Genomic DNA, 13,323 nt, shown 5'->3' on the forward strand with positions numbered 1-13,323 from the left:
GCACTTCCACTACCTCTTCAACAGCTATTACGAAGGCGAGGGCGAGCGCCACGACCGCGCCCGGCGCGGGATGCTGAGCAGGCCGTCGCTGGACGAGATCCGCGACTATCGCGCTGCCGTCGACGAGGCGCTCGAGCGCTCCCTGCCGTCACTCGGGCCGGACGCGCTGGCGCTGGTCGAGCTCGGAATCAATCACGAGCAGCAGCACCAGGAGCTTCTGCTGACCGACCTTCTCGCCGCCTTCGCCGAAAACCCGATCGAGCCCGCTTATGGCGAGCTGCCGCCGCCCGCCTGCTTCGCCGCCGAGCCGCTGACCTTCTATCCCGGGCGGGAGGGAGTCGTCGAGATCGGCGCGTCCGGCAATGGCTTCGCCTTCGACAGCGAACGTCCGCGGCACCGCGTGTTCCTGGAACCGCACAGCCTCGCGGCGCGGCGCACCACCAATCACGAGTGGCGCGAGTTCATCGCCGACGGCGGCTACGGAACACCGACGTTGTGGCTGTCCGATGGGTGGGCCTGGCTGCAGCAAACCGGCGTCACCGCGCCCCTCTACTGGCGCGACGGTGAGACGGAATTCACCCTCGCCGGCCGCCGCGAGATCGACTGGACGGCCCCGGTGGCGCACGTCAGCTATTATGAGGCCGATGCCTTCGCGCGCTGGGCCGGCGCCCGGCTTCCGAGCGAAGCCGAATGGGAAAGCTTCGCCGCCTCCGCCGATTCCCGCCTCGGCAACCAACTCGACCAGCCGGAAGCCGTGCTGCCAAAACCGGGCGGCGGCGTGTTCGGTGATGTCTGGGAATGGACCCAGAGCGCATTCGCTTCCTACCCCGGCTTCGCTCCCGTCGAAGGCGCGGTCGGTGAATATAACGGCAAGTTCATGTGCGGGCAGTTCGTGCTGAAGGGCGCGAGCTGCGCAACGCCGCGCGGGCACAGCCGGGCGTCCTATCGCAACTTCTTCCCGCCGGACGCGCGCTGGCAGTTCACCGGGGTGCGGCTTGCTCGCTCCGCCTGACGACCAGGCCCGCGCCTTCCGCGAGGACGTTCTTGCCGGCCTCGCGTCGTCGATCCCGGCGATCCCCGCGCGCTGGCTCTACGACCAGCGCGGGTCGGAGCTCTTCGACGAGATCACGCGCCTGCCGAGCTATTATCCGACCCGAACGGAGACCAGGCTCCTTCAGTCCATCATGCCAGAAGTTGCTGCGCAGGTGCCGGCCGGCGCGGCGGTCGTCGAGTTCGGCGCCGGGTCGGCGGCCAAGACGCCCGTGCTCCTCGAGGCAGTCCAACCGGCTGCCTACGTCCCCGTCGACATCTCCGGCGAATATCTGGAGCAGAGCGCGGCCGAGGTTCAGAAGCGCTTCCCCTCCATCGAGGTCATCCCCGTCGTCGCCGATTTCGCGCGTGATTTCGCTCTTCCTCAGTCGATCGCGGCCAAGCCGAAGCTCGGCTTCTTTCCAGGATCGACGATCGGGAATTTTGTCCCGTGGAGCGCGACGGACCTTCTTCGCAGGTTCTACAAGCTGCTCGGCACCGGCGCCCGGCTCCTGATCGGCATGGACCGCGTGAAGCCGGTCGAGCGCCTGCTCGCGGCCTATGACGATCCCGCGGGCGTGACCGCCGCGTTCAACCTCAATCTCCTCGAGCGCATCAATCGCGAGCTGGGCGGCGACGTGCCCGTCGATGCCTTTCGCCATGAGGCGCGATGGAACGAGATCCTGTCGCGGATCGAGATGCATCTGGTCGCCGCCCGAGACGTGGATTTCAACGTCGCCGGCGCTGCCTTCCACTTCGACCGTGGCAATTCGATCCACACGGAGAACAGTCACAAATACGGACCGCGCGGGGCCAGGCTGCAGCTCCTCGCCGGCGGCTGGACCCCCGTCGCCGAATGGACCGATCCGGAACGCGACTTCGCGATCATCCTCGCCGAGGCGCAGCCCGAGCGCTTCGCCCCCTGATTGCTCGCCAGCGCCCGTCCGGCTAAGCGGCGGCCATGATTGCCGCACTCTTCAGCGTCGCCTTTCTCCTGCTCGATGTCCTTTGGTGGGTGATCATCGTTCAGGTCGTCCTCAGCTGGCTGTTCGTGCTGAACGTGCTCAACACCAGCTCGCACGGCGTGCGCGCCTTCGCCCAGGCGATCGATCGGATTCTCGCTCCGCTTTATCGGCCGATCCGGGCCATTCTACCCGACTTCGGCGGCATCGATTTCTCGCCGCTGGTCCTGCTGATCCTGATCCAGATTGTCGAAATCCTTCTCCGGGGCGCCGAGAACAGCCTGCTGCAGTACCCCGGCCAATGACCGCGAAGCTGATCGACGGGCGGGCCGCAGCCGCTCGGTTGAGGGGCCGGGTGGCCGAGGCCGCGGCGGATTTCAGGGGCCGAACCGGCCGCGCTCCCGGTCTTGCCGTCGTCCTCGTCGGCGAGCACCCGCCAAGCGCGGCCTATGTCCGCTCCAAGATCAAGGCGACTCTCGAAGCCGGCATGGAAAGCTTCGAGCATCGTCTGCCGGCCGAAATCTCCGGGGAGGATCTGCTCGCGCTGGTCGACCGGCTCAATGCCGACGATCGCGTCGACGGCATCCTCGTGCAGTTGCCGCTTCCCGGGCACGTCGACGACCAGGCGATCCTGACCCGGGTCGATCCGGCCAAGGATGTCGACGGATTTCACCCGATCAACGCGGGCCTGCTCGCGACCGGCCTCGACGGGCTCGTCCCGTGCACGCCGCTTGGCTGCCTTATGCTCCTCCAGGATGAGCTCGGGGACTTGAGGGGCCTCGACGCGGTCGTCGTCGGCCGGTCGAATATCGTGGGCAAGCCGATGGCCCAGCTGCTGCTGCGCGCGAGCTGCACGGTGACCATCGCCCATTCGCGCACCCGCAACCTCCCCGACGTCGTCCGCCGAAGCGATATTGTCGTGGCCGCGGTCGGACGGCCGGAGATGGTCCGCGGCGACTGGCTCAAGCCCGGCGCGACCGTGATCGATGTCGGGCAGGAACGGGTCGAGCAGCCCGACGGCACCCGCAAGCTGCTCGGCGACGTCGCCTTCGACGAGGCGCTGGATGTGGCCGGCGCGATCACCCCTGTTCCCGGAGGAGTCGGACCGATGACCATCGCCTGCCTGCTGCGCAACACCGCCGTCGCCGCCCACCGGCGCGAGGGCCTGCCGAAGCCCCAGGGGCTATGATCGCGGCCGCGCTTCTCTTCGCCGCGGCGCCGGCTTCGACCGCGACCGACGCCGAACGCGCGTTCGCCGCCGATGCGCAGCGCATCGGCCAGTGGAGCGCCTTTCGCAAATATGCCGACAAGGATGCGGTGATGTTCACGCCGCAGGCAGCCTGGGCGCGAGATTTCCTTCGCGGCCGGAAGGACCCGCCGCGAGCCATCAGCTGGCGGGCAGCGGTCAGCTACGTCTCATGCGACGGCCGAACGGCAGTCAACAGCGGTCCCTGGTTCGGCGTCGGCGGGCACGTCGGCGGCACGTTCAATACCGTGTGGCAAAAGGGCGCCGCAGGGTGGCGCTGGGTCTATGACGGCGGTGGACCGCTGACCGGCTCGGCCGCTCGCGCCGGCGCTCCGGCGATCCGTCGCGCGTCCTGCGCCGGCAAGCCGAAAGGAGCGCCGATTACCCCGCCGCCGCCGCTCAGCACGCACAAGGCCGAGGTCGCGAAGGCCGACAACGGACGCGGCGAATCCGCCGACCGGACGCTGGGCTGGGACTGGCAGGTCGACGCGCACGGCACGCGCCGTTTCCGCCTCTTTCAGTGGACCGGCCGCCGCTACGTCCAGGTGCTGACAAGGCACGCCCGCGCCAGATGATCGAATTGTTCGGCTCGGCCCTGATCACTTTCCTAGTGATCATCGACCCGCCCGGCTGCGCGCCGATCTTCGCCAGCCTGACGCGCGGATCGACGCCCGCCCACCGCCGCACGATGGCGATCCGATCGTCGCTGATCGCCTGGGCGATCCTGATGTTCTTCGCGCTGCTCGGCAAACCTTTGCTCGCGGCATTGGGCATCAGCCTCGCCAGCTTCCGCATCGCTGGCGGCATCATGCTCTTCTTCATCGCGATCGACATGGTGTTCGAGCGGCGCACGGAGCGCCGGGAGAAGCGGGCGGAGGAGATCGAGGGAACGCCCGAGGGCGAGGACATCAGCGTCTTCCCGATGGCCATGCCGATGATCAGCGGCCCCGGATCGATTGCAAGCGCAATGCTCTGGGTGAGCCGCGCCGAGACCCTCCCGAAGGTCGTTGTCGTCCTCGGCGCGATCACCACCGTGATGTTGATGACCATGCTGACCCTGCTCGCCGCCGGGCCGATGATGCGACTGATCGGCGACAAGGTCGAAGCGGCGATCACCCGTATTCTCGGCGTCATCCTGGCGGCGCTGGCGGCCCAGTTCGTCGTCGATGGCCTGAAGCAGAGCTTTCCGCACGTTCTCGGCTAGGGTTTCCTAGCCGACCACCCGCCACATCCGGAAAGGCGAAACCTTGCCAAGGTCGATTGGCGAGAGCCAGCCCGGCACCTTGCCATTCGCGAGTTGCTGGTAGAATCCCTTCGGCGCCTCCGACGCGAAGATCGTCGTGGTCGAGCTGTTCGGACAGGTCAGCAGGTAGCTCGAATGATATTTGCCGATCAGCGCACGCGCCTGCGCTTCGCTGCCGCGGAAGGCGTTCATCACGTCGGCGATCTGCTGACCGTTGCGGTGATAGGGCCCGACGATCGAGTCATGGTGAGTCACCGTGATCAGCCGGGGCCCGAAATCGACGAAGGTGAAGACGACCCCCTTCGGCTGCAGCGCGACCGGATGATAGGCCCACAAGCTGTTGCACAACGCGTTGGCGTGGTTGATCGCGATCTCGTGCGGAGTCGGTTTGTTCTCGTGGATGTAGCCGAGGACGAGCGGCACCGCTGCCCCCGCTCCGATCAGCACCACGACGAATACCCCGAGGACACGCACGGCGGGCGACCGCGCATTCCATAGCGGCGGTGCAAGAATCCAGGCGATTGCGACCGCTCCGACGACGCCGAGCATCTGGGCGGCCGGGCCGGTCCGGATCTGCCAGAACAGCAAAGCCGTCGCCGCGAAACAGGGTATGGCGGCGGCGAGGACCCGCCGCTGGAGCTCCGGATCGCGGCGTCGCCACCAGGCGAGCAGCAGCCAGCCGAGGCAGCCGGTGACCGGAAGAGCAAGCGTGGTCAGCGCCGTCCGCCAGTCCTGCTTGTAGACCGGCCGCGCCTCGCGGACGTGGCTCAGCCACAGCCAGTCGACTTCCGGCGACACGCCCTCGAGCCGCTGCGTGCAATGCGGCCAGGTCAGTCCGTGGAAAGCCGCGATCACAACGCCGGCAATGACAGCGAGCAGCAACCGTCGTCCGCGCTGCTCGGGCGACAGCCAGGCAAGGCCATACATCAGCGCGCCGCCGATCAGGGCGTCCGACAGCCAGACGGGCGACAAGGCGTCGCACACCGCCGAGCGATTGTCGTAGGACGTAAAGGCAAGGAAGCAGAGCGCCGTCGCGCCGACCAGCGACAGGGCATAGGTGGACAACCGACCGCGCTCTTCGGTGTCGACCACCCAGAACAGCACCATCGCCGCCCCGGCGGCAGCCAGGTAGATGATCATCTCCAGCCCGATCGCGAGCGAGAGCGCGGTCGAGATGCCAAGCACGAGCCCGCCGCGCACTCGCTTCGGGTCGGCGAGCGACGCCATCGACAGTGCCAGCAAGGCAAGCTGCCAGCCATGGTGGTCGATCCGCTCGGGCATGAACATGCTGTTCGTCGAGCCCGCGAAATAGATTCCGGCGAATGCCATTGGATAAGCGAGCGGACCGATCAGCCGGCGCGCTGTCAGCGCCAGGGAGATCAGCAGCAGCAGGTAAGGCAGCAGCGGCGCGATGCCGACGGCGATCCGCTCGGCCCCGGCACCGCCGAGGAAGGGCCGGAGCGACAGGATCAGCCCCGCGATCGGCAGATCGACCAGCCGCGACCAGTGGACGTTGGCCCCGAACGGCGGATTAAGCCGATACTGCCGCAGGTCGAACCAGCCCTGCCCATGCAGCAGACCGCGAACCTGCATCATCCGCATGTTGTCGTCGGTGTCGCCGAGATTGAACCAGCGGATGTCGCTTCTGCGATCGAAGATGAACCAGGCGCAGAACAGCAGCCAGGCGATCAGGGCCGCCAGCGTCCAGTGGCGAGTGAGCCAGGAGAGCAGGCGATCGGTCGCCAGCGTCACCCACCGGACGCATCGCTGCAGCCACGGCGGGCCGCCGCCGTCGTTCACGTCTTGCTTGCGCTCAAGCATGAAAGGCGCTGTAGCCGGTCGCAAGCACAGGGCAAACAGGCCGCCTCAGGTTTCATCGACCATCCATTTTCCATGCTGACCGCAATCTCTTCCGACCGCCGGGCAATGCTCGGGCAGATCGTCCGCTTCGGCATCGTCGGGCTGTCGCTGGCCGCCGTCTATTCGGCCATCTACTGGGTCCTCGCGACCTATGTGATGGCGCCGATGCTGGCGGTCGTCGTCGCCTTCGCGGTCGCCGTCATCGCGGGCTTCATCCTTCACAGCCGCTGGAGCTTCCGGGGCCACGGCCGGCAGGAAGACCACCGGATGAAGACCATGTTCTTCCTGGTGCAGGGTTCCGGCTTTGTCCTCAACGAGCTTTTCACCTGGATCCTGACGGGCCCGATGCATGGGCCGACCTGGTGGCCCCTTGTCCCGGCGATCCTGGTCACGCCGTTCGCCACCTTCCTCTTGAACCGGCAGCTGGTTTTCCGCTGATGGAACGCGTCGTCTACGATCAGATGGCGGAGCTCGACCAGCGGCACTGGTGGTACCGCGCGCGACGCGAGGTCCTCGCCGAGCTGATCCGCCGCAGGGCGTCGCCGCCGCCCGGCGCCCGGCTGCTCGAGATCGGCTGCGGCACTGGCCACAATCTCGCGATGCTTGGGGAGTTTGGCAGCGTCGAGGGCCTGGAGCTCGACGACGCGGCGCGAGCCATCGCCGAGACGCGGCTCGGCGGGCCGGTGATGAGCTCACCCTTGCCCGATCTCTCCGGCGTCCCCGAGCGCAGCTACGACCTTGTCGGTGCGTTCGACGTGATCGAGCATATCGACGACGACCGCGCCGCGGTTACGTCGATCGCCCGCCGGTTGAAGCCCGGCGGCAAGTTCGTGATGACCGTGCCCGCGCACCAGTGGATGTGGTCGGCACACGATGTCGTCAATCACCACCAGCGGCGCTACTCCAGGGCGGCACTGAAGCAGCTGATCCGGCAGTCGCCGCTTCGCCTCGACGCGATCGGCTATTTCAACAGCCTGTTGTTTCCGGTCGCCGTCGCCGAACGCATGGCGTCGAAGGCGAGGGGGCGCGACGACGCGAACCTGTCGCTGCCCGCCGCGCCGCTCAACTCAGCGCTGGAGCGCGTGTTCGCGGCCGAACGTCACCTGATCGGGCGCGTGCCCTTGCCGCCGGGGCTGTCCCTATTCGCCGTGGCATCGGCGACATAGCCGAGCCGGACCGGTGGCCGCTCGCTGCGTCCGGCGATCTCCTGTACGATGTAGAGCGGTCGGCCTTTCGCCTCATTGTACAGGCGGCCGATATATTCTCCCATCAGCGCCAGGACGAACATCTGCACGGCCCCGATCACGACGACCACCAGCATCAGTGACGTCCATCCCTGGATGCTTTGCCCGGCGAGCCAGGCATAGGCGATGTAGAGGATCAGGATCACCGACCCGATCGACAGCGCCAGTCCGACATGGCTCGCGAGCTTCAGCGGCGCCGAAGAGAAGCCCGTCAGCGCGTCAATTGCGAAGCGGAGCATCTTCCGGAACGGATATTTGGTGTCCCCGGCGAACCTCTCCTCGCGATCGTAGGGGAAGGGCACTTGCCTGAAGCCGATCCAGGCGACCATGCCGCGAATGAAGCGCGCCTGCTCCGGAAGGGCGAGTAGCGCGTCGAGCGCCCGCCGGCTCATCAGCCGGAAGTCACCGGCGTCGAGCGGGATATCGACTTCGGTCGCGCGCGACAGCAGCCGATAGAAGCCGTGCGCCGTCGCGCGTTTGAACGCGGTCTCGCCGGCGCGGCTCTTGCGGACTCCATACACGACGTCGGCCTGCTCTCGGTCCATCGTCTCCAGCATCGGAGCAAGCAGCTCGGGCGGGTCCTGGAGATCGGCGTCGATGATGAGGATGCGATCGCCGCGGCAGATGTCGAGCCCGGCAGTCAGCGCCAGCTGGTGCCCATGGTTGCGCGACAGGTTCACCGCGACGACGTGGCCGTCGGCCGCCGCGATCCGCTGCATGATCGGCCACGACTTGTCGCTCGATCCGTCGTTGACGAACAGGATCTCATAATCCTCTCCGACGCTGGTCCGAGCGGCGGCGGCGACGCGGCGGTGCAGCAGCTCGAGGCAAAGCTCCTCGTTGAAGCACGGGATGACGATCGACAGTGTCATGGCTGCGTTCGATAGAGGATTGACCCGCCTCCGCGCCAGACCGGCTGCATGTCCGCGATCAGCCGCTCGTCGTAGGGCGGCGGGTCGAGCAGCCAGACGTAGTCGAAGTCGTTGCGCGGGATGAGGCTGAGCGACGTGTCGAGCTGCCGGTGGAGGCCGTCGGTGCAGGTGTTCGGGCGAACGAGCTCCGAAGGGTCGGCGGAATAATAGCCGGCGCGGGTGTAGCGAAGATCAAGCAGGTTGAGACCCTCGAGGACCCATTGGTCGTTGGCGAAGCCATGCCGCCGGACGATCACCATCGAGCCCAGATGGCTGTCGCGCGGGAGCGCCCACGTGCCGGTGCACGGCAGTGTCGACAGGGTGACGACCCGTGCTCCCTCCGGGACATGATCGAGCGCCGTCAGCTTCGCCGCCTGATCGTCCGCGGCAATCGCCAGGCTAAGCGTATTGCTCCCGAGCCGCATGAGGAAAAACGCCAGCCCGAGCACCGCCAGGCTCCGCCCGACCGGCAGGTGGATCGGACGGCGGAAGCGGATCGCGAGGACCAGTGTGGCGATCACATAGGGCATCAGGCGCATGTCCGCGTAGGTCGACCCGAACACCGTCCGCGGCAGGATGATGAACGAGACCAGCAGCACGAAGCTGGTGAACAGCAGGTTGCGCGAGAAGGTCAGCTGGCGGCTGACGACGGCGTAGACGAGGACCATGCCGACGGGAACCAGCGAGGCGATGTCGAACGCTCGCCACCGGTCGCGCAGCGAGTCCTGGAGCCACATCCATTTGAGCTTCCAGTTGAACCAGTCGTACGTCATTCCGCCATGCGCTTCGCTTCGCCAGACCAGCGTGATGACGATCGGCAGGGCCATCACGGAGGCATGCAGCGCGGCATTGACCCCGGCACGGAGCCAACGGCGGCCCTGGTCATGCTCGTGGATCGCCTCGGCCGAGAAGCAGAGCAGGCCGAGCATCCCCCAGCCGAAGGTGTGCGCGAAGAATACGACCAGCGAGATCGGTACGAAAAGCGCCGCCCGCAGCCGGAACTTGCCGAGCCTGCCAAGCCGCAGCCAGAGCCCGAACGCCATGAACGCCAGCCCGACCGACAGGGCGAAGTTGACGAAGCCGAACATGAAGGGATGGCAATAGACGAACGGCAGAGCGAACAGCGCCGTCGGCGGAATTCGTCCGTGCACTTCACGCGCCACCCAGAGGAACCCTGCGGCCGTCATCGGCGGGATCGCAAGCACGATCAGCTTCACTGCCGGCTCCAGCCCGATCAGGCGGCCGAGCGGCATCACCAGCAAGTCGACGCCGAGGTTGCCGATCATCGCCCAGTGGAACCCATAGTAGAGGCGCAGCCAGGGCGAGGTGTCGATGTCGAGCTGCACCCGGTACCGGCCCATGTGGCCGAACAGGTCGACCAGCGGCGGGATCCTCGGGTAGAGCAACGGGATGGTTGCGAGCAGAGCGAGGACGACGACCGTCCAGCGCTTCTCCCACCATTGCACCGGGACGGGAGGCGGTGCGCTTGTCTGCGCTTCCGGGGTCGCTGCTGCTGCTTCTGCTGCTGCTGCTGGTAGAGGCGCGCCGCTCACGGGCGGCTGGCTATCGCCTCAGCCGCGTCTCGGCCAGCCCCCGCAACGTGAAATCTTGCCCATGCGCGGGGCGCGCGCTCAGGCGCCCGACGGCTCCAGCGCCCGCTTGGCTCGCGCCCGGCCGCGCTTTGCCGGCGACGCCTCGGCGCCCAGCCTTCGATAGCGCTCTTCGGCATCGACCATATAGTCGCGGGTGATCGGCACCGCTCGGCGATCGCGGATATACTGGACCTGGTAGTTGCAGGCCGACCCGCTCTCGAACATCACGATGCCGCCGGCGAGATAATATTCCCACATGCGAACGAAGCGCTCGTCGTACATCTTCACGACGGCGTCGCGCTGCGCGTCGAAGCGCTTCAACCACTCGCGCAGCGTGTAGGCGTAATGCAGCCGAAGCATCTCGAAATCGCTGGCGATCAGGCGCGCATTCTCGCTGGCCGCTGACATCTCCGACAAGGCCGGCAGGTGATACCCTGGGAAGATATACTTGTCGGTGAACGGGTCCGGCGTCTTCGACGGTCCACCGAGTCGGCCGATCGTGTGCAGGAGCATCACGCCGTCGGGCTTCAGCAGGTCCCGGCACTTGGCGAAGAATTCGTCATAATGGTCGCCGCCGACATGCTCGAACATGCCGACCGAGACGATGCGATCGAACCGGTCGTCGATGTTGCGATAATCGATCAGCTCGAACTTCACGTGATCGCTGACTCCTGCGGCGTCCGCCCGCTGGCGCGCAATCTTGAGCTGGTGCTCCGACAAGGTGACGCCCAGCACGTCGACCTTCGCGACCTTGTGCAGGAACAGAGCCATGCCGCCCCAGCCGCAACCAATGTCGAGCACGCGCTGCCCGGGCTCCAGCGCCAGCTTGGCAGCGATATGCGCCTTCTTGTCGAGCTGCGCCTGCTCGAGGCTGTTGCCGGGATCGGTGAAATAGGCGCAGCTGTACTGCTTGTCGTCGTCGAGGAAGAGCTCATAGAGTTCGTCCTTGAGGTCGTAATGATGGGCGACGTTGCGGCGCGCCCGAACCAGGTTGTTCGTCGAGAACAGCCGCTTCAGAGTGCGCTTGCCGGCCGACATCCTCTTGCGCCCCTGGCCGGCGTCTTCCCAGCGATTGGTGCCGACAACCAGCTCCATGAGGTCGAGGATGGTGCCGTCCTCGATCACCAGCCGGCCGTCCATATACGCTTCGCCGAAGCCCAGCCTCGGGTTGCGGGCGATGGAGAAGCCGACCTTGTTGTCGGTGAAGCGGACAGTCAGGTGCTTGCCCTTCCCGCCGCCGCCAAGCGTTTCGGGCGGCTTGCCGGGCTGGAGAAGGGTGATGCTGCCCGTGGGCAGAAGCGTGTTCACAAGCCTGCCGATCAACGACATCTATCGGACCTCTCAATGGAATTGCGGCGGCGATTGCCACGCGCCCTGCTGCACGGCAACCGGGTTAGCGATAACTTTCCGCTCCGAACGCCCAGCGAAGCGTTCCCGCAAGGCCAAGCGTCGCTCCGCGGACCACGGGCACGGCCAGCAGGACTGGCCTGAGCCCGTGAAGCTCGCGCGCGAATGGCGGCAGCAAGTCCACCGCGGCTCGCATCAGCAGCTGCTGGACCGGCAGCTCAGCCAGCGACTGAGCCGGGGCGTTCAGAACCAGATCGCGAAAGGCCCGGCTCCGCGTATCGGAACGAAGCTCGGGGAGGAACTCGTTCACGAGCCGCTCCGCCTGCCGTCGCGTGGCCGGCACCGGATCGGCGCCGAGCATTCGCGCCACCTCGCCGGACTCGGCGAAATAGCGGTCTTGGTCGGCAGTGCTCATCCCCGGCTCGCCGTAGCGCCGCCAGCCTTCCAGGAACATCATTGCCCCGGCGACATGGACCCAGGCGAGCAAATGCGGATCTTCTGCGCGGTAGGTCGTGCCGTCGGGAAGCACGCCGGCCACCTGCTGGTGAATCCCGCGGACCTTGGCGATTGCCGCCTCCGCACTCGCCCGCTCGCCATAGGTCGTGACGGCGAGGAAGCGCGCCGTCCGCCGAAGCCTGCCGATCATGTCGGCATGGACGTCGCTATGGTCCCAGACGCCGCCCAGTGCCTGCGGGTGGAGCATCTGCGTCAGGAGCGCCGCAATGCCGCCGGCCATCATCGAGGTCACGTCGCCGTGCACGCGCCAGATCACCGAATTGCGCGGGAACAGCGCATGATCCGATCGCGGGACCGGCCGCTGGCCCTTGGACTGGTCGTTGAAGGTGGAGCGCACTTGCCGGACAAGCGCTCGGCGAAGCGGCGCGAACATGGGGTTCCGAATGCCATCTGCCGCAACCCCCGGCAATGACGTGGGTGAGTCTCAGCCGTAGGCCCGGACGAAGAACACCGCCGTCGTCGCGGCGGTGACGAGCAGGGTCCAGAAGCGAACTAGCCGGTGGGACAGGCGCTTGCCGAGCTTCGCACCGAGCCACCCGCCGGCGATCGAACCCAGCAGCATCGGCAGGCACACTGCCCACACCACCAGACCGACCGCAATGAAAACGAGCGCCGCCGCAAGGTTGGCCACCGCAAGCATCAGCGTCCGCACCGAAAACAGCGATCTTGGGTCGGCTGCGGCCAGCAACCCGTAGGTCGCCGTCGTCATCAGTCCGACGCCGCCACCGAAATAGCCTCCGTAGATGCCAAGCAGCGACTGGGCGACGACCAGCGTCTTCCACCCGATCGTCACGCGCGCGTGCAGCCAGGCCGCAGCGCTCCTGCCGAATAGCATGACGACGAAGCCCAGCAGCAAGAGCCACGGAATGATGAAATCGAACGCCTTGCTCGGCGTCAGCACCAGCAGCACGCTGCCGACCAGTCCGCCGGCGAAGGTGATTGCCGCAAGCGCCTTGACCGGAATCCCGCCGACGGGGGAAAGCTCGTCGCGGAACTCGGCCGCGCTCGCCGCCGCGCCCGGAAGAAGCGCCACGTTGGAGGTCGCATTGGCGAGATTGGCCGGCAGCCCGAGCGCGATCAGTGCCGGGAGGGTGGCGAAGGTACCGCCCCCCGCAAGCGCGTTCATCGCGCCGCCGAGGCAGCCGGCACTCGCGGCCAGCGCGAGGGTCGACGGACTAGGCAGCGGCGGCGGACGCCCGCCGCTTGCGCTCGGCCGCGGTCTTGAGCTGGCCGCAGGCGGCATCGATGTCACGACCGCGCGGGGTGCGCACGGGCGCCGAAATCCCGGCCTCGAAGATGATGTTGCTGAACGCCCGCACCCGCTCCTCGGTCGAGCATTCGTATGGCGCGCCCGGCCAGGGATTGAACGGGAT

At 67.0% G+C, this 13,323-nt stretch carries 14 protein-coding genes and 1 pseudogene; 8 read left to right on the forward strand and 7 right to left on the reverse strand.

Annotated features, from left to right (window positions below; genetic code table 11):
• The 6 genes from egtB to JOZ79_RS13575 all read left to right on the forward strand — a co-directional run.
• Positions 1-1,012 (forward strand): ergothioneine biosynthesis protein EgtB (gene egtB / locus JOZ79_RS13550; RefSeq protein WP_294075171.1); only part of this gene is annotated, 1,012 nt, incomplete at its 5' end.
• Positions 996-1,955, forward strand: coding sequence for an L-histidine N(alpha)-methyltransferase (gene egtD, locus JOZ79_RS13555; RefSeq protein WP_294075174.1), 960 nt, complete (start codon positions 996-998; stop codon positions 1,953-1,955). The genes egtB and egtD, both read left to right, overlap by 17 nt.
• 35 nt (positions 1,956-1,990) lie before the next feature.
• Positions 1,991-2,296 carry a YggT family protein gene (locus tag JOZ79_RS13560; RefSeq protein ID WP_294075177.1) on the forward strand — a complete coding sequence of 102 codons (306 nt, stop codon included), beginning with the start codon at positions 1,991-1,993 and terminating at the stop codon, positions 2,294-2,296.
• Positions 2,293-3,180: a bifunctional methylenetetrahydrofolate dehydrogenase/methenyltetrahydrofolate cyclohydrolase FolD gene (gene folD, locus JOZ79_RS13565; protein WP_294075180.1), complete on the forward strand. Its 888-nt coding sequence runs from the start codon at positions 2,293-2,295 to the stop codon at positions 3,178-3,180. Before JOZ79_RS13560 ends, folD begins: the two co-directional genes overlap by 4 nt.
• A complete protein-coding gene (locus JOZ79_RS13570; RefSeq protein ID WP_294075182.1) occupies positions 3,177-3,812 on the forward strand; it encodes a hypothetical protein in 636 nt (211 codons plus the stop codon). Before folD ends, JOZ79_RS13570 begins: the two co-directional genes overlap by 4 nt.
• Entirely contained in the window at positions 3,809-4,441 is a 633-nt protein-coding gene (locus tag JOZ79_RS13575) for a MarC family protein (RefSeq protein ID WP_294075184.1), read from the forward strand. Before JOZ79_RS13570 ends, JOZ79_RS13575 begins: the two co-directional genes overlap by 4 nt.
• Positions 4,442-4,447: 6 nt before the next feature.
• Here the strand turns inward: JOZ79_RS13575 and JOZ79_RS13580 are convergent, their stop codons facing one another.
• Positions 4,448-6,301: an AcrB/AcrD/AcrF family protein gene (locus JOZ79_RS13580; protein ID WP_294075187.1), complete on the reverse strand. Its 1,854-nt coding sequence runs from the start codon at positions 6,299-6,301 to the stop codon at positions 4,448-4,450.
• A gap of 72 nt (positions 6,302-6,373) precedes the next feature.
• On the opposite strand from JOZ79_RS13580, the gene JOZ79_RS13585 reads away from it, so the two are divergent.
• On the forward strand, positions 6,374-6,778 hold the full coding sequence (locus JOZ79_RS13585) for a GtrA family protein (protein WP_294075189.1): 405 nt from the start codon (positions 6,374-6,376) through the stop codon (positions 6,776-6,778).
• A complete protein-coding gene (locus JOZ79_RS13590) occupies positions 6,778-7,506 on the forward strand; it encodes a class I SAM-dependent methyltransferase (protein WP_294075191.1) in 729 nt (242 codons plus the stop codon). Before JOZ79_RS13585 ends, JOZ79_RS13590 begins: the two co-directional genes overlap by 1 nt.
• On the opposite strand, the gene JOZ79_RS13595 is transcribed toward JOZ79_RS13590, so the two are convergent.
• The 6 genes and pseudogenes from JOZ79_RS13595 to JOZ79_RS13620 form a co-directional block, all read right to left on the reverse strand.
• On the reverse strand, positions 7,440-8,456 hold the full coding sequence (locus JOZ79_RS13595) for a glycosyltransferase family 2 protein (RefSeq protein WP_294075194.1): 1,017 nt from the start codon (positions 8,454-8,456) through the stop codon (positions 7,440-7,442). The two genes, JOZ79_RS13590 and JOZ79_RS13595, sit on opposite strands and share 67 nt — an antisense overlap.
• The gene (locus tag JOZ79_RS13600; protein ID WP_294075196.1) at positions 8,453-10,048 is read right to left on the reverse strand and encodes a hypothetical protein; all 1,596 of its coding nucleotides are present in this window, start codon (positions 10,046-10,048) and stop codon (positions 8,453-8,455) included. The genes JOZ79_RS13595 and JOZ79_RS13600 overlap by 4 nt, the downstream gene beginning before the upstream one ends.
• A 78-nt stretch (positions 10,049-10,126) precedes the next feature.
• Entirely contained in the window at positions 10,127-11,416 is a 1,290-nt protein-coding gene (locus tag JOZ79_RS13605) for a cyclopropane-fatty-acyl-phospholipid synthase family protein (protein ID WP_294075199.1), read from the reverse strand.
• Between the two features lie 64 nt (positions 11,417-11,480).
• Positions 11,481-12,323, reverse strand: coding sequence for an oxygenase MpaB family protein (locus JOZ79_RS13610; protein WP_294075202.1), 843 nt, complete (start codon positions 12,321-12,323; stop codon positions 11,481-11,483).
• Between the two features lie 51 nt (positions 12,324-12,374).
• On the reverse strand, positions 12,375-13,193 hold the full coding sequence (locus JOZ79_RS13615) for a sulfite exporter TauE/SafE family protein (RefSeq protein ID WP_294075204.1): 819 nt from the start codon (positions 13,191-13,193) through the stop codon (positions 12,375-12,377).
• Positions 13,126-13,323: pseudogene (locus JOZ79_RS13620) on the reverse strand (23S rRNA (adenine(2503)-C(2))-methyltransferase RlmN); the annotation flags it as partial. The pseudogene JOZ79_RS13620 and the gene JOZ79_RS13615, both read right to left, overlap by 68 nt.

It is taken from the genome of Sphingomonas sp. (assembly GCF_019242355.1).
In the GTDB taxonomy this organism is placed as follows: Bacteria; Pseudomonadota; Alphaproteobacteria; order Sphingomonadales; family Sphingomonadaceae; genus Sphingomicrobium.